This is a genomic window from Streptomyces sp. NPDC091649 (assembly GCF_044756785.1).
In the GTDB taxonomy this organism is placed as follows: Bacteria; Actinomycetota; Actinomycetes; order Streptomycetales; family Streptomycetaceae; genus Streptomyces.
Map to the genome: position 1 here is coordinate 123,095 of NZ_JBIVTR010000007.1, position 22,013 is coordinate 145,107.

The 22,013-nt window shown below is 71.0% G+C and carries 18 protein-coding genes; 4 read left to right on the forward strand and 14 right to left on the reverse strand.

Annotated features, from left to right (window positions below; genetic code table 11):
• Positions 1-105: 105 nt before the first annotated feature.
• The 6 genes from ACIQMU_RS15040 to ACIQMU_RS15065 form a co-directional block, all read right to left on the reverse strand.
• Positions 106-933 carry a shikimate dehydrogenase gene (locus ACIQMU_RS15040; protein ID WP_402688980.1) on the reverse strand — a complete coding sequence of 276 codons (828 nt, stop codon included), beginning with the start codon at positions 931-933 and terminating at the stop codon, positions 106-108.
• Positions 930-2,723, reverse strand: a complete 1,794-nt coding sequence (gene mltG, locus ACIQMU_RS15045) for an endolytic transglycosylase MltG (protein ID WP_402688981.1) — start codon at positions 2,721-2,723, stop codon at positions 930-932. Before mltG ends, ACIQMU_RS15040 begins: the two co-directional genes overlap by 4 nt.
• Positions 2,724-2,823: 100 nt before the next feature.
• Positions 2,824-3,297: a Holliday junction resolvase RuvX gene (gene ruvX / locus ACIQMU_RS15050; RefSeq protein WP_352241713.1), complete on the reverse strand. Its 474-nt coding sequence runs from the start codon at positions 3,295-3,297 to the stop codon at positions 2,824-2,826.
• Between the two features lie 8 nt (positions 3,298-3,305).
• A complete protein-coding gene (gene alaS / locus ACIQMU_RS15055) occupies positions 3,306-5,975 on the reverse strand; it encodes an alanine--tRNA ligase (protein WP_352241568.1) in 2,670 nt (889 codons plus the stop codon).
• Positions 5,975-6,316: a DUF6167 family protein gene (locus tag ACIQMU_RS15060; RefSeq protein WP_352241569.1), complete on the reverse strand. Its 342-nt coding sequence runs from the start codon at positions 6,314-6,316 to the stop codon at positions 5,975-5,977. The genes alaS and ACIQMU_RS15060 overlap by 1 nt, the downstream gene beginning before the upstream one ends.
• Before the next feature lie 7 nt (positions 6,317-6,323).
• Positions 6,324-6,785: a DUF948 domain-containing protein gene (locus ACIQMU_RS15065; protein ID WP_352241570.1), complete on the reverse strand. Its 462-nt coding sequence runs from the start codon at positions 6,783-6,785 to the stop codon at positions 6,324-6,326.
• 222 nt (positions 6,786-7,007) lie between these two features.
• On the opposite strand from ACIQMU_RS15065, the gene ACIQMU_RS15070 reads away from it, so the two are divergent.
• Entirely contained in the window at positions 7,008-9,218 is a 2,211-nt protein-coding gene (locus ACIQMU_RS15070) for an AAA family ATPase (protein ID WP_352241571.1), read from the forward strand.
• Positions 9,219-9,235: 17 nt separating this feature from the next.
• Here the strand turns inward: ACIQMU_RS15070 and rpsD are convergent, their stop codons facing one another.
• Entirely contained in the window at positions 9,236-9,850 is a 615-nt protein-coding gene (gene rpsD, locus ACIQMU_RS15075; protein ID WP_103516281.1) for a 30S ribosomal protein S4, read from the reverse strand.
• 188 nt (positions 9,851-10,038) lie between these two features.
• Here rpsD and ACIQMU_RS15080 point away from each other — a divergent pair, with 188 nt between their 5' ends.
• A complete protein-coding gene (locus ACIQMU_RS15080) occupies positions 10,039-10,740 on the forward strand; it encodes a DUF2470 domain-containing protein (RefSeq protein ID WP_352241572.1) in 702 nt (233 codons plus the stop codon).
• A 15-nt stretch (positions 10,741-10,755) separates the two neighbouring features.
• On the opposite strand, the gene ACIQMU_RS15085 is transcribed toward ACIQMU_RS15080, so the two are convergent.
• From ACIQMU_RS15085 to ACIQMU_RS15100, 4 genes are all read right to left on the reverse strand, one after another.
• A complete protein-coding gene (locus ACIQMU_RS15085) occupies positions 10,756-12,123 on the reverse strand; it encodes a replication-associated recombination protein A (protein WP_352241573.1) in 1,368 nt (455 codons plus the stop codon).
• 72 nt (positions 12,124-12,195) lie between these two features.
• Positions 12,196-12,834 (reverse strand): vitamin K epoxide reductase family protein, encoded by a 639-nt coding sequence (locus ACIQMU_RS15090; protein WP_352241574.1) that lies wholly within the window; start codon positions 12,832-12,834, stop codon positions 12,196-12,198.
• 319 nt (positions 12,835-13,153) lie between these two features.
• Positions 13,154-14,416, reverse strand: a complete 1,263-nt coding sequence (gene hisS / locus ACIQMU_RS15095) for a histidine--tRNA ligase (RefSeq protein WP_356730991.1) — start codon at positions 14,414-14,416, stop codon at positions 13,154-13,156.
• 15 nt (positions 14,417-14,431) lie between these two features.
• Positions 14,432-15,121 carry an MBL fold metallo-hydrolase gene (locus ACIQMU_RS15100; protein WP_356730989.1) on the reverse strand — a complete coding sequence of 230 codons (690 nt, stop codon included), beginning with the start codon at positions 15,119-15,121 and terminating at the stop codon, positions 14,432-14,434.
• Between the two features lie 150 nt (positions 15,122-15,271).
• On the opposite strand from ACIQMU_RS15100, the gene ACIQMU_RS15105 reads away from it, so the two are divergent.
• Together ACIQMU_RS15105 and ACIQMU_RS15110 are read left to right on the forward strand one after the other, a co-directional pair.
• A complete protein-coding gene (locus ACIQMU_RS15105) occupies positions 15,272-16,063 on the forward strand; it encodes a peptidylprolyl isomerase (protein WP_402688982.1) in 792 nt (263 codons plus the stop codon).
• A 226-nt stretch (positions 16,064-16,289) separates the two neighbouring features.
• Positions 16,290-17,519, forward strand: coding sequence for a DUF349 domain-containing protein (locus tag ACIQMU_RS15110; protein ID WP_402688983.1), 1,230 nt, complete (start codon positions 16,290-16,292; stop codon positions 17,517-17,519).
• Between the two features lie 66 nt (positions 17,520-17,585).
• Here the strand turns inward: ACIQMU_RS15110 and ACIQMU_RS15115 are convergent, their stop codons facing one another.
• The 3 genes from ACIQMU_RS15115 to secF form a co-directional block, all read right to left on the reverse strand.
• Positions 17,586-20,186 carry a bifunctional (p)ppGpp synthetase/guanosine-3',5'-bis(diphosphate) 3'-pyrophosphohydrolase gene (locus tag ACIQMU_RS15115; RefSeq protein WP_352241581.1) on the reverse strand — a complete coding sequence of 867 codons (2,601 nt, stop codon included), beginning with the start codon at positions 20,184-20,186 and terminating at the stop codon, positions 17,586-17,588.
• Between the two features lie 169 nt (positions 20,187-20,355).
• Positions 20,356-20,907, reverse strand: a complete 552-nt coding sequence (locus tag ACIQMU_RS15120; RefSeq protein WP_352241582.1) for an adenine phosphoribosyltransferase — start codon at positions 20,905-20,907, stop codon at positions 20,356-20,358.
• Positions 20,907-22,013, reverse strand: a complete 1,107-nt coding sequence (gene secF, locus ACIQMU_RS15125) for a protein translocase subunit SecF (RefSeq protein ID WP_352241583.1) — start codon at positions 22,011-22,013, stop codon at positions 20,907-20,909. Before secF ends, ACIQMU_RS15120 begins: the two co-directional genes overlap by 1 nt.

Sequence of the window (22,013 nt, forward strand, 5' to 3'; positions counted from 1 at the left end):
CCGGGTGCGCGGCCCTGGCCCGCCGCCTCCGATCCTCCCACGACCGGACCCCCTCATCGGCCCCAGGTCCAGCAGACGGACGGGGCGACACGGACGGCCTGCCCGTCAGCGGGCCGTGAGAGCGGCTTCGCCGGCCTGCCGCATGGCGCCCAGCGGAGCCGGGGCCCGGCCGGTCATCCGCTCGACCTGGAGCAGCGCCTGGTGGACGAGGAGGTCGAGTCCGCCGACCACCGCCCCGCCGCGTGACGACCAGGCGGTGGCGAGCGCGGTGGGCCACGGCTCGTAGAGCACGTCGAAGAGGATGCCCGGGGTTTTGGGCACGGACGCGGCCAGCGCGTCGGTGGCGCCCGCCGGGGTGGTGGCGATGACCAGCGGCGCGCTCAGCGCCGTTGCCGCGTCCGCCCAGTCGGCGACCACGACGTCGACGCCGAGCCGCTCCCCCCAGGCCCGCATCTCGGCCGCGCGTCCGGGGCCCCGTACACAGGCGGTGACCGGCCCGGAGCAGACCGCGGCGAGCGCGGCGAGCGCGGAGGAGGCGGTGGCCCCGGCGCCGAGGACGGCGGCGGATTCCACCTTGTCGATCCCGCGCTCCCGCAGGGCGGCGATCATGCCGGGGATGTCGGTGTTGTCACCGGCCCGTCGGCCGTCCTCGGTGAACACCACCGTGTTGACGGCCTCCACCGAGGCCGCCGTCGCACTGATCTCGTCGAGCAGCGGGATGACCGCCCGCTTGAGCGGCATGGTCAGGGACAGCCCCGCCCAGGAGGCGTCCAGACCGTCCAGGAATCCGGGCAGCGCCGCCTCGTCGACCTCGAACCGGTCGTAGGACCAGTGGTCGAGGCCGAGCTCGGCGTAGGCGGCGCGGTGCAGCACCGGGGAGAGCGAATGGGCGATGGGCGAGCCGAGGACGGCGGCCCGGCGGATCCCGCTCACTGGCCCGACTCCTCTTGGTACTTCCGCCGGTTCTTCTCGTGCTCGTCGTTGGTCTCGGCGAAGACGGTCTTGTCCTCGTTGATCGAGACGAAGTAGTACCAGGGGCCCGGCGTGGGATTCATCGCCGAATGCAGCGCCTCCGCGCCCGGATTACTGATCGGGCCGGACGGCAGGCCCATGATCTTGTACGTGTTGTACGGGTCGTCGATCTTCCGGACCTCGTCGACCGCGCCGATGTCCAGGGTGCTCTGACCCTTGATGTAGTTGACCGTGGAGTCGAATTCGAGCCGCCCGACCGTCTCCATGTTGCCCGGCTTGAGTCGGTTGTAGACGACCCGTGCGACCTTGTCGAAGTCGTGCTTGTACTTGCCCTCGACCTGCACGAGGCTTGCGACGGTGATCAGTTCCCACGGGTTCTTGAGACCGAGCTTCTCCGCACTGGCCTTCAGGTCGAGCTTGCCGTACTCCTTGTTCGCCCGCGTGACCATCCGCTTCAGCGCGTCCTCGGGTTTCGACCCCTTGGCGACCGGATAGGCGGCCGGGTAGAGGAAGCCCTCCAGCGGGTCCTTCACGTCCGGATCGTCATCCACCCAGTCGGGCAGTCCGAGGCTTTCCGCCTTGGTCTTGGCGATCTCGGCCGTGGTGCCCTCTTCGAGCTGGAGCCGCTTGTCGATCATCTTGTAGACGGTGGCGTTGCGGGTGCCCTCGGGGATGACGAGGGCGTTCTGGCTCTTGGGATCGAGCATCAGCTCGATCGCGCTGGCCGCCGACATCTCCTTCTTCAGGAGGTAGACGCCGGCCTGGAGCGACTTTCCCTTGGGGTTGCCGTTCTGCGCCACGACGAAGGCGTCGGAGGACTTGATGACACCCTTCTTGCGCAGGATGTTCGCGATGTCGTAGCCGAGGGCCCCCTCCGGGATCTCGACCTCGACCTGCTCGTCGGTGCCCGATCCCGCGTAGTCGGCGGGGGCGCCGAACTGCTTCTTCCAGAAGGTGTACCCGACGTAGGAGACTCCGCCGAGGCCGCCGAGCAGGACGACGGAGACCACCAGGCAGGCGGTGCCGCTGCGGCTCTTCTTCTTGCCCTTGCCGCCCCGGCGGTCACCGCCACCGCGGTCCCGGCGCGAGGCGCGCGGCCCGTCCTCGTCCGGGTCGTCCTCGTCGTCGCGGGGCTCACGGCCGGCCGGTTCGTCCGCACCGGTGAAGAAGGGATGCGTCTCCTCCTGCGGCTCGTCCGGGTTCCAGTCCGTCGACGGCTGTCGTTGCTGCTGTTGCTGATCGGGCGCGGTTTCGCGGCGGCCCGGGGGCTGCGGCGGAGGGTACGCCTCCGGAGTGCCGTAGTAGTCCTGGGACGCGTCATGGCCGACCGGCTGCTGGGCGTACGGGTCCTGGGGCTCGCCCCCGTACGGCATGGCGGCCTGCTGCCCGGTGTCCCAGCCGCCGCCGTACTGCGACTGGGCTCCCGGCTGCTGGGCGTACGGGTCCTGCTGCGGTGCGCCGTACTGCTGGTGGTTCTGCTGCTGTCCGTACTGCTGCGGGTCGTACTGCTGCTGGTCGTACGACTGCTGGTACTGCTCGTTCTGCTGGTGCTGGGGGTACTGCTGATGCTGCTGGGCATACGGGTCCTGCTGGTGCTGCTGGGCGTACGGGTCCTGCGGATAGGACTGCTGCTGGTCGCCGTACTGGCCCTGGCCGTGGGCGGCCTGCCGGCCTCCCCACCCCTGGTCCCCGTACAAGGGGTCCTCGGGATGCCACGGTTCGGAGCCGGGGCCCCGGCCATACTCAGTCATCGATCCCCTAGAGCCGCGAGACGAGGTTCCGTCTCTTCGCTTCGCTGTGCGGTGTTTGTTCGAACACCGCCGCATCGCGCGGAACGTTACCGTATCGCGATCAGACCACCACTTCGACGCCCTCGCCGGGAGGGTTACCTGACGCCCGTTCGGACTCCAGGGCGTTCTGGAGGATCACCACCGCGGCAGCCTGGTCGATGACGGAGCGGCCCTTCTTGGACTTCACTCCCGAGGCGCGCAGTCCCTGAGTGGCCGTCACCGTGGTCATCCTCTCGTCCACGAGACGCACCGGAACGGGTGCGATCGACCGGGCGAAGACCTGGGCGAACTCCCGGACCTTGACGGCTGCCGGGCCCTCCCCGCCACCGAGGGAACGCGGCAGGCCGAGGATGACCTCGATCGGCTCGTACTCGTCCACGAGTCGGCGGAGCCGCCGGTGGGCGGCCGGGACGTCACGTCCCGGCACGGTCTCCACCGGCGTGGCCAGAATCCCGTCGGGGTCGCACGAGGCGACCCCGATCCGGGCGTCCCCGACGTCGACGGCGAGCCGTCGGCCCCGGCGCATCGGCGTCATCGCGCTGGTCACGCCGTCTCGGTGACGAGGCGTTCGACGGCGGCGACGGCGTCACCGATGGCGGCCGGGTCGGTGCCGCCGCCCTGGGCGACGTCCGGCTTGCCGCCGCCGCCGCCGCCGAGGGTCTTGGCGGCGGTGCGCACCAGGTCACCGGCCTTGAGGCCGCGCTCGCGGGCTGCCTCGTTGGTGGCGATGACGGTGAGCGGGCGCCCGTTGGCCGTGGTGAACAGGGCCACGACGGCCGGCCGGCCGCCCTGGATGCGTCCGCGCACGTCCAGGACCAGCTTGCGCAGGTCGTCGGCGGAGGTGCCGTCGGGGACCTGACCGGTGACCAGGGCGACGCCGCGGACGTCCTGGGCGGACTCGACGAGTCCGGCGGCGGCCGCGAGGACCTTCTCCGCGCGGAACTTCTCGATCTCCTTCTCGGCGTCCTTGAGCTTGCCGAGCATGCCCGCGATCTTCTCGGGGAGCTCCTCGGGGCGGCCCTTGACCAGCTCCTGGAGCTGGGCGACGACCGTGTGCTCCCGGGCGAGGAAGTTGTACGCGTCCACGCCGACGAGGGCCTCGATACGGCGCACGCCGGAGCCGATGGAGGACTCGCCGAGCAGCTTCACCAGACCCAGCTGGGCGGTGTTGTGGACGTGCGTGCCGCCGCACAGCTCCTTGGAGAAGTCGCCGATGGTGACGACGCGGACCCGCTCGCCGTACTTCTCGCCGAACTCGGCGATGGCGCCCTGCTTCTTGGCCTCGTCGATCGACATGACCTCGGCCTGGACGTCGAGTTCCCGCGAGAGGACCTCGTTGATCCGCTGCTCGACGTCGGTGAGGACCGTGCCGGGGACGGCGGCGGGCGAACCGAAGTCGAAGCGGAAGCGGCCCGGGGAGTTCTCCGAGCCGGCCTGGGCGGCCGTGGGGCCGAGAGCGTCGCGCAGCGCCTGGTGCGTGAGGTGCGTGGCGCTGTGGGCGCGGGCGATGGCGCGGCGGCGGGTGGAGTCGATGGAGGCGAGGACGGGGGCCCCGACCGTCACCTCGCCGACCTGGACGACGCCCTTGTGCACGTGGACGCCGGGGACCGGCTTCTGGACGTCGCGGATCTCGATCACGGCGCCGGTGTCGAGCCGGATACGGCCGGTGTCGGCCAGCTGGCCGCCGCCCTCGGCGTAGAACGGGGTGCGGTCGAGGACGACCTCGACCTCGTCGCCCTCGGTCGCGGCGGGCGAGGGCACGCCGTCGACCAGCAGGCCGACGATGGTGGACTCGCCCGCGGTGCTGGTGTAGCCGGTGAACTCGGTGGCGCCGGAGGTGTCGGCGACCTCGCGGTAGGCGGACAGGTCGGCGTGACCGGTCTTCTTCGCGCGGGCGTCGGCCTTGGCCTTGTCGCGCTGTTCCTGCATGAGGCGGCGGAAGCCGTCCTCGTCCACGGCCAGGCCCTGCTCGGCGGCCATCTCCAGCGTGAGGTCGATCGGGAAGCCCCAGGTGTCGTGGAGCAGGAACGCCTTGTCGCCGGCGAGGACCTGGCCGCCGGCGGCCTTGGTCTCGGTGACCGCGGTCTCCAGGATGTTGGTGCCGCCCTTGAGCGCCTTGAGGAAGGCGGCCTCCTCGGCGAGCGCGACCGTCTCGATGCGCTTGCGGTCGGTGATCAGCTCCGGGTACTGCAGGCCCATCGTGTCGATCACGACGTCGACCAGGTCCTTGACGACGGAGCCGTTGGCGCCCATGAGGCGCATGTTGCGGATGGCACGGCGCATGATGCGGCGCAGCACGTAGCCGCGGCCCTCGTTGCCGGGGGTGACGCCGTCGCCGATGAGCATCACCGACGTACGGATGTGGTCGGCGACGACCCGGAGCGAGACGTCGGTCCCCTGCTCGGCGCCGTAGCGGACGCCGGTCAGCTCGGTGGCCTTGTCCATGACGACGCGCAGAGTGTCGGTCTCGTACATGTTCTGTACGCCCTGGAGGATCATGGCGAGGCGTTCGAGGCCGAGACCGGTGTCGATGTTCTTCGACGGCAGGTCCCCGAGGATCGGGAAGTCCTCCTTGCCGTCTCCGGCACCGCGCTCGTACTGCATGAAGACGAGGTTCCAGATCTCCACGTACCGCTCGTCGTTGACGGCCGGGCCGCCCTCGACGCCGAACTCGGGGCCGCGGTCGTAGTTGATCTCCGAGCACGGGCCGCAGGGTCCGGGGACGCCCATGGACCAGAAGTTGTCCTTCTTGCCCAGCCGCTGGATGCGCTCGGCGGGGACGCCGATCCTGTCGCGCCAGATCCGCTCGGCCTCGTCGTCGTCGAGGTAGACCGTGATCCAGAGCTTCTCGGGGTCGAGGCCGTAGCCGCCGTCCTCGACGGAGTTGGTCAGCGCCTCCCAGGCGAGCTGGATGGCGCCTTCCTTGAAGTAGTCCCCGAAGGAGAAGTTGCCGCACATCTGGAAGAAGGTGCCGTGGCGGGTGGTCTTGCCGACCTCTTCGATGTCCGGCGTACGCACGCACTTCTGCACGCTGGTGACGCGCGGGGCGGGCGGCTTGACCTCGCCGAGGAAGTACGGCTTGAAGGGGACCATGCCCGCGGGGACCAGCAGCAGAGTCGGGTCGTCCGCGATGAGCGACGCCGAAGGCACGGCGGTGTGACCGCGCTCCTCGAAGAAGCGCAGCCAGCGGCGGCGGATTTCAGCCGACTCCATCAGTGGTCCTCATTCCGGTTGTTCGAGTTGTAGGGGAGCTTGCGGTACGTGTTCGCGGGTGCTTCCGCCGTTTCGACGGCGAAGTGCCGCCGCACGGGGAGGTCGGGGTCGACCGGCGCTTCCAGGCCCAGGGCGCCGCCCAGTTCGGACTCGCGCCGGACCATGCCCTCGCGTACGTCGAGGGCGAAGTCCTTGAGCTTGTGACCGGTCTCGATCGCCTTGTCCGCGGCCTGCGCGGCGAGGCTCTCGGGGGTCAGCTGCTTGAGCTTGCGGTTGACCTTGGCGGTGGCCCAGACACCGGCGGCTGCGCCGGCGGTGAACCAGAACGTGCGGCGGAACATCGCTCGATCAGTCCTTCTGTCCGCGGGCGTTTCGGCGTTCGCGCCTGCGTCCGCGCGCCGAGGGTACGGTCCGTCCGACGATCACCGTGCGGCGGGCGGAGCCGCGGCCCCGCGCCGCTTCCCGTTCGGGCTCGGCTGCGGTGCGGCGGCCGAGGGCCTGCCGTACGCCGTAACCGAACGCCGCGACCTTGACGAGGGGGCCGCCGAAGGTGGAGGCGACGGTGGTGGAGAGCGCGGAGGCGTTGGAGGTGACCTCCTGGACGTCGCTCGCGATGGCGTCGACCTTGTCCAGCTGGGTCTGCGCGGAGCGCACCGTCGCCGAGGCGTCGGCCAGCAGCGGAACGGCCTGATCGGTCACGTCCGCCACCAGCTTGGTGGTCGCCCTGAGCGTCTGGGCGAGCCTCACCAGCACCACGGCGAGGAACGAGACCAGGATCGCCCAGAAGACGGCCACGAGGATCCCGGCCACCTCTCCACCGGACACTGTGCACCGCTCTCTGCTCGTCGCTGGGCCCTGCCGGGCCTTGTCTCCGCCGGTCGCGTCCAGGGCTCGGCCCCCGACGCCCGATCGTCGTCCCACGAGCCTATCGCGCCGCGCATCTCCTCCCCTACCGCATTCCCCGCGGGCCGGGCGGCGGTCGCGCTAACGAGATTGTACGGAGAGCTTTCAAGCCAGTACTCTGCGTGTTTCATGCGACGCCTGCAGGACCTCTCCCCGAACCACGACGATCCGGACGCCCGCCCCGCGGCGCCCGGCGACCTCCCGGCCGAACTGACCCCCCTGACGGGGCGCGAGCACGAACTGGCCGAGCTGGCCGGGCTGCTGGAGGAGTCCAGGCTCGTCACCGTCACCGGAGTCGCGGGTGTGGGCAAGACCCGGTGCGTCATCCGGGTCGCCGCGCTTCGGAAGAAACGGTACTGCGACGGGGTCCTGCTGGTCGAGCTGTCCGCCGTCCGCCATCCCGGCCAGCTGGAACACGCCCTGGTCGACGCACTCGGCCTGACCGACCGCACCGGCAGGCCGCCACGCGCCGTCCTCGTCGACCATCTCTCCGAACGCCGGACGCTGCTGGTGATCGACGGCTTCGAGCACCTCGTCGACGCCTGCGCCGGTCTCGTCGCCGAACTGCTGCGCCGGGCCCCGCGCCTCCAGGTGCTCGCGGCCGGCCGCTGCCCTCTCCGGGTGGACGGGGAGCGGACGTTCCCGCTCGCCCCGATGTCCGACCCGGACGCGGTGGATCTCTTCACCGAACGGGCCCGCGAGGTGCGGCCGGGCTGGGAGCCGACGGCCGGCGAGCGGGCGGCCGTGGCGGAGCTCTGCCGCCGCCTCGACGGGATTCCGCTGGCGCTCGAACTGGCGGCCGGGCGGCTGCGCGCCCTTTCGGTGGACCAGGTGCTCGTGCGTCTGGACGACCGGTTCCGCCTGCTGACCGGCGGGCGCCGCGGCGCACCGTCCCGCCACCGGACCCTGCGTACGGCGATCGGCTGGAGCCACGAACTGTGCACGCCCGAGCAACGGCTGCTCTGGGCACGGCTCTCGGTGTTCGCCGGGCAGTTCGACCTGGAGGCCGCGGAGTACGTCTGCGGCGGCGCGGACCTGCCGGCCGACTCGGTGCTCGACGTGCTGGACGAACTGCTCGCCCAGTCGGTGGTGGAGCGCGAGGACAGTGCGGACGGCGCCCGCTACCGGCTGCTGGACACGGTCGGCGAGTACGGGGCGCAGTGGCTGGCGGCCGCCGGGGACGCCCCGCGGCTGCGGCGGCGGCACCGGGACTGGTTCCTGGGGCTCGCGACCTGGTGCGAGCTGGACTGGTTCGGTCCGCGACAGGCGGAGGTGGCCGCGCGGATCGGCAGCGAGCTGCCCAATCTCCACCGGGCGATGGAGTGTTCGATGGAGAGCCCCGACGAGGTGCATCTGGCGCAGTACCTGACGGGCACGCTGGGGTTCTACTGGGTCGGCTGCGGGCGGCTGTCGGAGGGACGGCGCTGGCTGGACCACGTCCTGGCGGAACCGGCCCCGGCCGACGCCGCACGGCTGAAGGCGCTGGGAGTGCTGGGCCATGTGGCCATGCTGCAGAACGACACGGTGGGCGCGATCTCGGCGCTCCAGGAGTGCCGGGAGGAGGCCGAGCACTCCGGGGACGCGGCGGCACTGGCGTACGCGGTGCACCGCACGGGGTCCCTGGCGATCGCGATGGACGACGTGCCGCGAGCCGAAGGGCTGCTCCGCGACGCGGTCGGACGCTACCGCGAGGTCGGCGAGCTGAACAGCGGCGTGCTGATGGCGCAGGTGGAGCTGGCCATGGCGGTGGCGTCCCTCGGCGATCCGGAAGCGGCCGCGGTGATGTGCGACGAGGTCCGGGAGATCTGCGAGGACCACGGGGAGCGGTGGGCGCTGGCGTACGCGCTGTACGTCCTGGCGTACGCGGCGCTGCGGCGGGGAAGCACGGCGCGGGCGCGGGGGCTGCTCGGGGAGTGCCTGACGATCGGCCGGACGTTCGACGACCGGCTGGGCACGGCGCTGTCGCTGGAGCTGCTGGCTCTGGTGACGGTCGTGGAGGGGAACGCGCGGGAGGCCGCCGTGCTCCACGGTGCGGCCGAGGGCATCCGGCCGTCGGCGGGCCCGCCGCTGTGCGGCTCGGCGGTCTACGGGCGGCCGCGGGCGGAGTGCGAGGAGCGGGCGCGCCGGGAGCTCGGGAACGCGGCGTACGAGGAGGGCCGGCGGACGGGGCGGCGGCTGGACCTGGACTCCGCCGTCGACCGGGCCCTGGCCGGCGGCGGCGCGGGGGCGACGGCGGACCCGCCGGGCCCGGGCGGGGCGGGGCCGGCGGACGGTCCCGGGGAAACGCGAAGGCCCGCCGCCTCCCGGATGACAGGGAGGGGCGGGCCGGAGCTCCGGTGAGAGCGGCTACGCCTGGATCAGCGGGCGTAGTACTCGACGACGAGCTGCTCGTCGCAGATCACCGGGATCTCCTTGCGGTTCGGGTCCCGGTCCAGGCGGAAGGCCAGGGCCTTCAGGTTCACCTGGAGGTAGCGCGGGGTCTCACCGTCGGTGTCGTAACCACCCTCGCGGGCCACCTGGAAGGGGACCTTGGAGCGGCTGCGCTCGCGGACCATCACGACGTCGTCGGGACGGACGCGGAACGACGGCTTGTCGACCTTGCCACCGTTGACCTCGATGTGGCCGTGGACGACCATCTGACGGGCCTGGTAGATGGTGCGGGCGATGCCCGAACGCAGGACCAGGGCGTCGAGACGGCGCTCGAGCTCGACGACCAGCGCCTCGCCCGTCTTGCCCTCGGCCTTGCGGGCGCGGTCGTAGGCGCGCGCCATCTGGCGCTCGCTGATGTCGTACTGCGCGCGCAGGCGCTGCTTCTCCAGCAGACGGACCTTGTAGTCCGAGTTCTGCTTGCGGCCACGGCCGTGCTCGCCCGGCGGGTACGGACGAGCTTCGAAGTACTTGACAGCCTTGGGCGTCAGAGCGATGCCGAGGGCACGCGACTTCTTGACCTTGGGACGCGACTGGTTAGGCACGTTCTCCAGACCTCCATTGTGGGTTAGGTTAGGTTTACCTTACTCAAGGAGATCGCATGTCTCGCCCTGGGAACACCACTCACGTCACGGACAGCACAGACAGCGGCAGCACACCTGAAGGTGCTGCTACGACGGAAGGCCGATCTGATCGTGGTCAGCCGCGTCCCAGCGGGCTTGATAACACTCGGATGCCGTCAGCAGCCGAGCGCACACGAACTCTCGTACAGAGTACCTGCTCCGCGGTGCTCGTCGTACCGGGGCTCCTTCCGCACCATGCGGAGCCGCTGATCCCGGACCGCAGGAGCGTGGGGCCCGAGGGCGATCTGTTCCTCGAATTCCCCGCGGACTCCCCGGCGGTCCGGGCGGCGACGCACGCGCAGGACGACGAGCTGGGCGCCGTGCTGGAGGTCACCGACATCGCTCCCGTCTCCGTCCCGCACCGGGTCCGTGGCCGCGCGTGGGTCTCCGGCTGGCTCACCTCCCTGCCCGGTATCGCCGAGCCCGGCCGGATGATGCTGCGCCTGGAGTTCGGCGAGGCGTACGTGGACGACCTCTGGGGCGCTGAGGAGGTCGAGCCGGACGGCTTCCGGGACGCGGCCCCCGACCCGCTCGTCCGCCACGAGGCGGAGCTGCTCCAGCACCTGCACTCCGCCCACGCCGAGCAGATGCGCGCCTTGCGCGGCCTGCTGGGCGAGCGCACCGCCCGCCTCTGCCCCTCCGGCCGGCCAGGGGTCGTACCGGTCGCCCTGGACCGCTTCGGACTGCGGGTCCGTTGTGTCGAGGGCCGGGATTCCTGCTTCGACGCCCGCTTCGATTTCCCCGACCCGGTGCGGGACGTCACCGAGCTGCGCCGCGCCATGCACACGCTTTTCGAGGCGGCCGCCTCCTGATCCGGCGGCCGGGAGTCAGGACGGCTCCGCGCTCCCACCGGAACGACCCAGGCGCTCGCGGACCCGCTCGACGACGTCCGCGTACCGCGCCTCGGCGCCGTAGCGGGTGGGGGTGTAGTACTGCCGGTCGCGGACCGCGTCCGGGGCGTACTGCTGGGCGGCGATGCCGCCCTGCACGTCATGCGGATAGACGTACCCCTGGGCATGGCCGAGCTTGGCGGCGCCCTGGTAGTGGCCGTCGCGCAGATGGGCCGGGACGGGGCCCGCGAGCCCCTTGCGCACATCCTCCCGCGCGGCGGAGATCGCCAGCGTCGCCGCGTTGGACTTGGGGGCGAGCGCCAGGGCGATGGTGGCGTGGCTGAGGGTGAGCGCCGCCTCCGGGAATCCGATCATGGCCACCGCCTGGGCGGCGGCCACCGCGGTCGGCAGCGCGGTGGGATCGGCCAGGCCGATGTCCTCGCTGGCCGAGATCATCAGCCGCCGGGCGATGAACCGCGGGTCCTCCCCGGCCTCGATCATCCGCGCCAGGTAGTGCAGAGCGGCGTCCACGTCGGAACCGCGGATCGACTTGATGAGCGCACTGGCCACGTCGTAGTGCTGGTCGCCGTCACGGTCGTACTTCACGGCGGCGCGGTCGACGGTCGCCTCGACCGTCCCCAGGGTGATCTCCGCCTCGTGCGTGGCGATGGCCGCGCCCGCCGCGGCCTCCAGCGCCGTCAGCGCCCGGCGCGCGTCGCCGCCCGCGATGCGCAGCAGATGGGCTTCGGCGTCCTCGGGCAGGGTGACCGCCCCGCCGAGACCCCGCTCCTCGGTCAGCGCCCGGCGCAGCAGGGAGCGCAGGTCGTCGTCGGTCAGCGGCTCCAGGGTGAGCAGCAGGGAGCGCGAGAGCAGCGGGGAGATGATCGAGAAGTACGGATTCTCCGTGGTGGCCGCGATGAGGGTCACCCAGCGGTTCTCCACGGCGGGGAGCAGGGAGTCCTGCTGGGCCTTGGAGAAGCGGTGGATCTCGTCCAGGAACAGGACGGTCTCCTTGCCGAAGCCACCGGTGGCGCGGCGCGCGCTCTCGATGACGGCCCGGACCTCCTTGACCCCGGCCGTGATGGCGGAAAGCTCGACGAACCGCTTGTTGGTCGCCTTGCTGACCACGTACGCCAGGGTCGTCTTGCCGGTACCGGGCGGACCCCACAGGATGACCGACGACGCGCCGGCGGGACCGCCGCTCCCCTCGACGAGCCGGCGCAGCGGCGAGCCCGGCTTGAGCAGATGCTGCTGGCCGACGACCTCGTCGAGGACACGGGGACGCATCCGGACAGCGAGGGGGCTGCTGGACGGGTCCTTCTCCTGGCGGTCTTCGGCGGCTGCGGTAAAGAGGTCGGGCTCCACGTCATGAAGCCTATGCGACCCCACTGACAGTGCCGCCGGGGGCGGATCACCTACGAGATCGGTAGGTGGCCATCAGCTGGTCCAGAAGTCCCACCAGCGGGTCAGGATCAGCATGCCGATGATCCCGATCCACATCACCGGCAGCACCCAGGGGAACTCGGTGAGCCCGCTGCGCAGCCAGGCCGGGGCCGGGAGGATGCGGTGCTTGACGTTGTGCGTGGTCACGTAGCAGAACATGACGATGGTGGCGACCCAGGCCAGGCAGCACCACAGGCAGAGCGAGTTGATGTTGTACAGCGACTGGTACTGGAGCCAGGTGCAGAAGCCGACGCCGAAGAGGGTCCCGGCGTTCAGCCCGAGCCAGAACCAGCCGCGGTAGCGGGCGCCGGCGAGAAGCCCCGCCCCGATCGCGATGACCATGCCGTACGTGACGAGGCCCAGCATCGGGTTCGGGAACCCGAACGCCGACGCCTGCTCGCTCTTCATGATGTTGCCGCACGCGACGACCGGATTGAGACTGCAGCCCGGGGTGAAGGAGGGGTCCTCCAGCAGCTTGAACTTGTCGAGCGTGATGACCCAGGAGGCCAGGAGTCCGGCGGCGCCGGTGATCACCAGGAGCAGGGCGAGACCGCGTCCGGCCCCGAAGGCGCGCTTGCGGCCGCCCTCGGCCTGGTCGGAGGAGAGGTCGTGGTCTACCGCTGCAGTCGTCATATCGCCGTTCCATCACCGAGTGGTCAGCCGGGCATGCCCTAGGTCATTGTGCCGTACCCTCGTACGGATCAACCGTTCGATGGACATGAAGGTGTGCGCCCCACGAGCGCTCCCATGGTCCCGTTTCCGGGGCGGCGAGGCCGGGACGACGGAAGACGTACGGGTCCCCGGCGCCGGGCCGGCGACGCCGACCGCTGCGGGCGGCGCCAAGTCGGGAGCACCGGCCAGGGTGAATCGACGCCGGACGAGTTGACGGCGGACGACAGAGGCGCGGGCGGCAGGACCCGGTCCCCGCCGCCCGCGCCCCGTACACGCTCCGTCAGCCGAGGCGCTTCGTCAGCTCGGCCGCGACCTCGGTCAGCGGCACCGCGCCCTGCTCGCCGGACTCCATGTCCTTGAGCTGGACGACCCCTTCGGCGAGGTCGCGCTCGCCCGCCACCAGGGTGTAGCGCGCGCCCGAGCGGTTGGCGCTCTTCATCGCGCCCTTCAGGCCCCGGCCGCCGAACGCGAAGTCCGCGGCGATCCCCGCGCGGCGCAGCTCGGTGACGACCCCGAACAGCACCCGGCGGGCCTCGTCGCCGAGCGGGACCGCGTACACGCTGGTGGTGACCGGCAGGTCGAGCTCGACGCCCTCGGCCTCCAGCGCGAGGACCGTGCGGTCCACGCCGAGCGCCCAGCCGACGGACGGCAGCGCGGGGCCGCCGATCATCTCGGACAGCCCGTCGTAGCGGCCGCCGCCGCCCACCGCGGACTGCGCGCCGAGGCCGTCGTGGACGAATTCGAAGGTCGTGCGGGTGTAGTAGTCGAGACCGCGGACCAGCTTCTCGTCGTCCTCGAAGGCCACGCCGGCCGCCGTGAGCAGCGCCCGGACCTCCTCGTGGTACGCCCGGCACGCGTCGCAGAGGTAGTCGCGGAGCTTCGGGGCGCCGGTGAGCTGCTTCTGTACGTCGGCCCGCTTGTCGTCCAGGACGCGCAGCGGGTTGATCTCGATGCGGCGGCGGGTCTCCTCGTCGAGGTCCAGGTCGCGCAGGAAGGTCTGGAGCGCCTCGCGGTAGACCGGGCGGCACTCCTTGTCGCCCAGCGAGTTCAGCAGGATCCGGAACCGGCGCAGGCCCAGCGAGCGGTACGCCTGGTCGGCGAGGATGATCAGCTCGGCGTCCAGGACCGGGTCCTCGGTGCCGATGGCCTCGGCGCCGACCTGCGAGAAGTGGCGGTAGCGGCCCTTCTGCGGGCGCTCGTAGCGGTAGTACGAGCCGGAGTACCAGAGCTTGACGGGGAGGTTGCCCGCCTTGTGGAGGTTGGCCTCCAGGGCGGCCCGCAGCACGGAGGCGGTGCCCTCGGGGCGCAGGGCCAGCTGGGAGCCGCCCTTGGTGGTGAGGGTGTACATCTCCTTGGTGACGATGTCGGTGGACTCACCGACACCGCGGGCGAAGAGCTCGACGTCCTCGAAACCGGGCGTCTCGATGTAGCCGTAGCCCGAGTCGCGCAGCGGGGCCGCGATGGCCTCGCGCACCGCCAGGAACTTCGCGGAGTCCGGCGGGGTCAGGTCGTACGTGCCCTTGGGGGCCTGAAAGGTGCTCACGAATACGTCTCTCGTCTACATTCCGCGGCGCGGCGGGGCGTCCAGACCGTTCAGGAACGGGTTGGAGGCGCGCTCGCGGCCGATGGTCGTCTGGGGGCCGTGGCCGGACAGCACCACGGTCGAGTCGTCGAGCGGCAGGCACACGCGGGCCAGCGACTCGAGCAGCTCGGCGTGGTCGCCGCCGGGCAGGTCGGTGCGTCCGACGGAGCCGGCGAAGAGCAGGTCGCCTGAGAAGAGGACCGGCGGTACGTCCGCGGCCTCGGGCATCCCGAACGTCACCGACCCCTTCGTATGGCCGGGCGCGTGCGAGACGCCGAACTCCAGACCCGCCAGGGTCAGCTTCGAGCCGTCGGTCAGCTCCTTGACGTCGTCCGGCTCCCCCACGGTCAGCTCACCCATGAGCGGCATCCCGATCGAGCGGCCGAGCGCCTTCTCCGGGTCGCTCATCATGTAGCGGTCCCGGGGGTGGATCCAGGCGGGGACGTCGTGGGCGCCGCAGACGGGAACGACCGAGGCGACGTGGTCGATATGGCCGTGGGTGAGGACGACGGCGACGGGCTTGAGCCGATGCTTCTTCAGTGCTTCCTCGACGCCCTGGGCGGCCTGGTGGCCCGGGTCGATGATCACGCACTCCTCACCGGCGGCGGGGGCGACCAGATAGCAATTGGTCCCCCAGGCCCCGGCGGGGAACCCGGCAATGAGCACGATCGTCCTTAATGTTCGTCCGGAGGATACGGCCGCAGCGAAGGATGCAGCGGATCAGAGCCTACCGGCGCTCCTCATGACACAGGTAACCCATATACGGTACGGGCAGCTCAGGCCCTCATCCTCACGACGTAACAAGGAGCCCAACCGGTGTCCAGCAGCGAACAGCGGCGGCGGCAGCTCGCCCGGGAGAAGTTCGAGCGTCAGCAGAAGCGCCGGGAGGAGGCCCGCAACAGGACCAGGCGCATCACCGCGATCGTCGCGGCCTCGGTGGCCGTGGTCGCCGTCGTGGGCGTGAGCGCGTTCGTCGTGGCCGGCAAGGACGACGACAAGGACAAGAAGAGCGAGGCGGCGGCGAGCCAGAGCCCCGCTCCGGAGCCTTCGGAGAGCGAGAGCAAGGCTCCCACGCCGCCGATGAAGATCGACAAGAAGGCCACCTACACGATGTCGCTCAAGACGAGCCAGGGCGACATAGCGTTCTCGATGGACGCCGCGAAGACCCCTCAGACGGTGAACTCCTTCAAGGCGCTCGCCGACAAGGGCTACTTCGACGCGACCAAGTGCCACCGGCTGACCACCCAGGGCATCTTCGTGCTCCAGTGCGGCGACCCGAAGGGCGACGGCACGGGCGGTCCGGGCTACAACATCCCGGACGAGAACCTGGACGCACTCGGCAAGGCGGGCGGCGACGGCAAGGTCGTCTACCCGCCGGGCACGGTGGCGATGGCCAACACGGGTCAGCCGGACTCCGGTGGCAGCCAGTACTTCCTGGTCTACAAGGAGACGAAGCTCCCGCCCACCTACACCCCGTTCGGCACGATGGACGACGCCTCGCTGAAGGCTGTCCAGAAGGTCGGCGAGGCCGGTGTCGAGGGCGGCGCGGGCGACGGCGCCCCGAAGAAGGCCGTGACGATCGAGAAGGCTTCGGTCGAGAAGGACTGAACCGGCGGAGGTGGACCGGCGGACGGCGACCGGCCGGGGCGGCCACCGGCGCGGCGCGAGCCCGCCCCGCGCCGGAGCGGAGAATCTCAGCCGCGCTGAGTGCGGACAGCCGGGCGGCCGGTCGCCTAGATTGGCGTTGTGCAGGGCGGGCGATGCCCGCCCCAGGAAACTGTGGACGATGCCCGGGGGGCGAACCCCCTGGCGGGCATCAGGTGGAGGAGGCGCTGTGAGCAGCGACCCGTGGGGCCGCGTCGACGAGACGGGCACCGTGTACGTGCGTACAGCCGAGGGCGAGCAGGTCGTCGGATCGTGGCAGGCCGGTTCCCCAGAGGAGGCACTGGCCTATTTCGAGCGCAAGTACGACGGCATGGTGGTCGAGATCGGCCTCCTCGAACGGCGGGTGAAGACCACCGATCTGTCGGCGAAGGACGCGACGACGGCGATCGGTCATCTGCGGCAGCAGGTCGACGAACACCACGCGGTGGGCGACCTCGACGCGCTGCGCAAGCGGCTGGACGCGCTCGTCGCGACGGTCGAGGCACGGCGTGAGGAGCGCAAGGCCCTCAAGGCCAAGCAGACCGACGAGGCCAAACACGCCAAGGAGGCGCTGGTCGCCGAGGCGGAGGAGCTGGCGCAGAGCGAGCAGTGGCGGTCGGCCGGCGAGCGGCTGCGGGCGCTGGTGGACACCTGGAAGGGTCTCCCCCGCCTCGACCGCAAGTCGGACGACGAGCTGTGGCACCGCTTCTCGCACGCGCGCTCGGCGTTCTCCAAGCGGCGCAAGGCCCACTTCGCCGCGCTGGACGCCCAGCGCGAGGACGCCCGCAAGGCCAAGGAGAAGCTGGTCACCGAGGCCGAGGCGCTGGCCGGCTCCACGGACTGGGTGACCACGGCCGCGCGCTACCGCGACCTGATGACCGAGTGGAAGGCGGCCGGCCGCGCCCAGCGCGAGGCCGAGGACGACCTGTGGAACCGTTTCCGCGGCGCCCAGGACGTCTTCTTCGCCGCGCGCGGCGAGGTCTTCGCGGAGCGCGACGCCGAGCAGGGCGAGAACCTCAAGCTCAAGGAGGAGCTCGCCGCCGAGGCCGAGAAGCTGGTGCCGGTGAAGGACCTCAAGGCGGCGCGGACCGCGTTCCGGTCCATCAACGAGCGCTGGGAGGCCATCGGGCACGTACCGCGTGACGCCCGCCCGAAGGTCGAGGGCCGGATGCAGGCCGTGGAGCGGGCGCTGAAGGAGTCCGAGGAGTCCGAGTGGCGCCGGACGAACCCGGAGGCGCGGGCCCGCGCCGCGGGTCTGACCGGTCAGCTCCAGGCGGCGGTGGACAAGCTGCGCGGCCAGATCGACACCGCGCGTGCCGCGGGCAACAACGCCCGTGCGGACAAGCTGGCCAAGGAGCTGGAGGGGCGCCAGGCGCTGCTGGACCAGGCGCTCAAGGGCCTGGAGGAGTTCGGCGGCTGACGCCATCGGAATGAGGGAGGGGCCCCGGCACGCATCGCGTACCGGGGCCCCTCCTCGTGTTCGCCGCTAGGGCCTGCGGGCCGAGGTGACCCGGTAGACGTCGTAGACGCCCTCCACGCCGCGTACGGCCTTCAGGACGTGGCCCAGGTGCTTGGGGTCGCCCATCTCGAAGGTGAAGCGGGAGGTGGCCACCCGGTCGCGGGAGGTCTGGACGGCCGCCGAGAGGATGTTGACGTGCTGGTCGGAGAGGATCCGGGTGACGTCGGAGAGCAGCCGGGAGCGGTCCAGCGCCTCGACCTGGATGGCGACCAGGAAGACGGAGGACTGGGTGGGGGCCCACTCGACCTCCAGGATCCGTTCGGGCTGCTGCGAGAGCGACTCCACGTTGACGCAGTCGGCGCGGTGCACGGAGACGCCGCTGCCCCGGGTGACGAAGCCGATGATCGGGTCGCCGGGGACGGGCGTGCAGCAGCGGGCCAGCTTGACCCAGACGTCCTCGACGCCCTTGACGACGACGCCCGGGTCCGCGTTGGCGCGCCGCTTGCCGCGACCGCCGTGCGACGGCGGGGTGGACTCCGCGAGGTCCTCGTTGGCCTCGTCGTGGCCGCCGAGTGCCTGCACGAGCTTCTGGACGACGCCCGCCGCCGCGACGTGGCCCTCGCCGATCGCCGCGTACAGCGAGGAGATGTCGGGGTAGCGCATCTCGTGGGCGAGGGTGACCAGGGAGTCGCCGGTCAGGATGCGCTGGATCGGCAGGTTCTGCTTGCGCATGGCGCGCGCGATGGCGTCCTTGCCCTGCTCGATGGCCTCGTCGCGGCGCTCCTTGGAGAACCAGCCGCGGATCTTGTTGCGGGCGCGCGGCGACTTGACGAAGCCGAGCCAGTCCCGCGAGGGCCCGGCGCCGGCCGCCTTGGACGTGAAGACCTCGACCAGGTCGCCGTTGTCGAGCGTCGATTCGAGCGGGACCAGCCGCCCGTTGACGCGTGCTCCTATGGTCCGGTGGCCGACCTCGGTGTGGACGGCGTACGCGAAGTCGACGGGGGTGGCGCCGGCGGGCAGCGCTATCACGTCGCCCTTCGGCGTGAAGACGAAGACCTCGTTGCGCGAGAGGTCGAAGCGCAGGGACTCCAGGAACTCGCTGGGGTCCTCGGTCTCCTTCTGCCAGTCCAGGAGCTGGCGCAGCCACGCCATGTCGTTGACGGTGTCCTGGCCGCGCCCGGTGTTCTTGGGGATGTCGGTGCGCACCTTGGAGGCGCCCGCGACCGCTTCCTGCTTGTACTTCCAGTGGGCGGCGATGCCGTACTCGGCGCGGCGGTGCATGTCGAAGGTGCGGATCTGGAGCTCGACGGGCTTGCCGCTGGGGCCGATCACCGTGGTGTGCAGTGACTGGTACATGTTGAACTTGGGCATCGCGATGTAGTCCTTGAACCGCCCCGGCACCGGGTTCCACCGGGCGTGGACGGTGCCGAGGGCCGCGTAGCAGTCGCGGACGGTGTCGACGAGGACGCGGATGCCCACCAGGTCGTAGATCTCGGCGAAGTCGCGGCCTCGCACGATCATCTTCTGGTAGACGCTGTAGTAGTGCTTGGGGCGGCCGGTGACGGTGGCCTTGATGCGGGCGGCGCGCAGGTCGGACTGGACCTCGTCGGTCACTATGGCGAGGTATTCGTCGCGCTTGGGGGCCCGCTCGGCGACGAGCCGGACGATCTCGTCGTACATCTTGGGGTAGAGGATCGCGAAGGCGAGGTCCTCCAGCTCCCACTTGATGGTGTTCATGCCGAGCCGGTGCGCCAGCGGGGCGTAGATCTCCAGCGTCTCGCGGGCCTTCTTCTCCTGCTTCTCCCGCTTGAGGTAGCGCATGGTGCGCATGTTGTGCAGGCGGTCGGCGAGCTTGATGACCAGGACCCGGGGGTCCTTGGCCATGGCGACGACCATCTTGCGTACGGTCTCGGCCTGCGCGGCCTCGCCGAACTTGACCTTGTCCAGCTTGGTGACGCCGTCGACGAGCAGGGCCACCTGGTCCCCGAAGTCGCGCCGCAGGGTGTCGAGGCCGTACTCGGTGTCCTCGACGGTGTCGTGCAGCAGGCCCGCCATCAGCGTCGCCGGGTCCATGCCCAGCTCGGCGAGGATCGTGGTGACGGCCAGCGGGTGGGTGATGTAGGGGTCGCCGCTCTTGCGCTTCTGGCCGCGGTGCCAGCGCTCGGCGACCTGGTACGCCTTCTCGATCTGGCGGAGCGTGGCCGTCTCGATCTTGGGGTCGTTGCCCCGGACCGTACGCAGGAGGGGTTCCAGGACCGGGTTGTACGGGCTGGAGCGCTGTACGCCCAGTCGGGCGAGGCGGGCCCGCACGCGGTTGGAGGAACCGCCGGTGCGGGAGGCGGACCCGGTGGACGCCCCGGTCTTCGCGGGAGGCCCGGGGGCCGGGGGCTTGGGCGCGGCGGCGGCCGGTTTCGTGGCCGGCGGCTGCGCCGGGCCCGCCGTCGCGGCCGGTTCCGGCGGGGCCTCGGGGGCCGCGGGCTTCGCGGGAGGCGCGGCCGGGGGGCGCGCGGCGTCGTCGGCGGGCGCGGGCTCCGGCGCGTTCGAGGGCGCGGCCTTGTCCGGCGTGGCGGGGGCCGCCACGGGCTTGTCGGGCTGCGGGGCGGCGGCTGACTGGGCCTCGTCTGGCAAGAGCGCTCCTCGTGCGGATCCGGGGTACCCGGAGAGCCCATGGTATCGATCCCCCGGCGGGACCTCGCCCGGGGACGGCGGGAGCCTTCACAACGGCGGACGGGCACCCGGTGTTCCCGGGTGCCCGTCCGTCGTGCTCGCTGTCCGTACCCGGACGGTGTCCGTCGGGTCAGACGGTGATCAGGGCCTCCAGCGGTGCGCCGGCGAGAGCCGGCTCCAGGCGGGCCCGGCCCGCGAGGAAACCGAGCTCCATGAGGACCGCGACGCCCGCGACCTCGGCGCCGGCCCGCCGGATGAGCTCCAGCGACGCCTCTGCGGTGCCGCCGGTGGCGAGCACGTCGTCGATGACCATGATCCGGTCCTCGGCGTCGAGGTCCTCGGCGTGGATCTCGATCTCCGCGCTGCCGTACTCCAGCTCGTAGGACTGGCTCAGGGTCGCTCCGGGAAGCTTGCCGGCCTTGCGGACGGGGACGAAGCCGAGGCCCGCCCGGACCGCGACGGGAGCGGCCAGGATGAAGCCGCGCGCCTCCAGGCCGACGATCTTCGTGGCGCCGTGCCGTTCGCAGAGTTCCGCGAGGGCGTCGGTGAGCGCCGTGAAGGCGACCGGGTCCGCGAGCAGCGGCGTGATGTCCTTGAACACCACCCCCGGCTTCGGGTAGTCCGCGACATCGCGGATCCGGCTGAGCAGCAGCTCCCTGTTGGACGCGGTGGTGCTCGTCATCAGCGCTTACCCGTCGTACGGCCGTGGCCCCGGGGGTGCTGGCGCTGCCCCACCACGGCTCCGGCGGTCTCGGTGTCCTCGTCCGCGTCCTGCCGGTAGGCGGGGCCGTCGTCCTCGGGGGACTCGCCCCGCGCGGCCGCGGCCGCGCGCTTGGCGAGGACCCGCTTCTTCAGGGCCTTCATCTGCGGGTCGCGTTCCTTGAGGTCGGCGACGAGCGGGGTGGCGATGAAGATCGAGGAGTACGCGCCGGCCGCGAGGCCGACGAACAGCGACAGGGAGATGTCGTTCAGCATGCCCGCGCCGAGGACGCCGCCGCCGATGAACAGCAGGCCGGCCACCGGGAGCAGCGCCACCACGGTGGTGTTGATCGAACGGACCAGCGTGCTGTTGATCGACCGGTTCGCGATCTCGCTGTACGTGAAGCGGGTCTGCTTGGTGATGTCCTTCTGGCCCTCCTTGAGGCTGTCGAAGACCACCACCGTGTCGTACAGGGAGTATCCGAGGATGGTCAGCAGACCGATCACCGTGCCCGGGGTGACCTCGAAGCCGACCAGGGCGTAGATCCCGACCGTGATGGTGATGTCGTGGATCAGCGCGATCAGGGCGGCGACGGCCATCCGCCACTCGAAGGCGATGGCGAGGTAGACCACCACCAGGACCATGAAGACCCAGAGTCCGGTCCACGCCTTGTTGGCGATCTGCTCACCCCAGCTGGGGCCGACCAGGTCCGCGTTGATCTTCTCGGCCGGGATGCCCAGCTCGTCGGAGAGCGTCTCCTTGATCTTGTTCGCCGTGGGGGTGTCGACCTCGGTGATCTGGATGCGCAGACCGCCGTTGCCGAGCTCCTGGACGATGGCCTGGTGGCCCGACGCCTCGGTCGCCACGTCCGTGGCCTCGGTGGTGGAGATCTTGGCACTGGTGTTGGTCGTGAAGACCGCGCCGCCCTTGAACTCGATGCCCATGTTCAGGCCGCCGACCGCCAGACCGATGATGGCCGTGATGGTGATCAGGATCGAGACGCCGTACCAGATCTTGCGGTTGCGGATGAAGTCGTAGCCGACCTCGCCGCGGTAGAGCCGGGCGCCGAGATTGCCGAGTCGCGACAT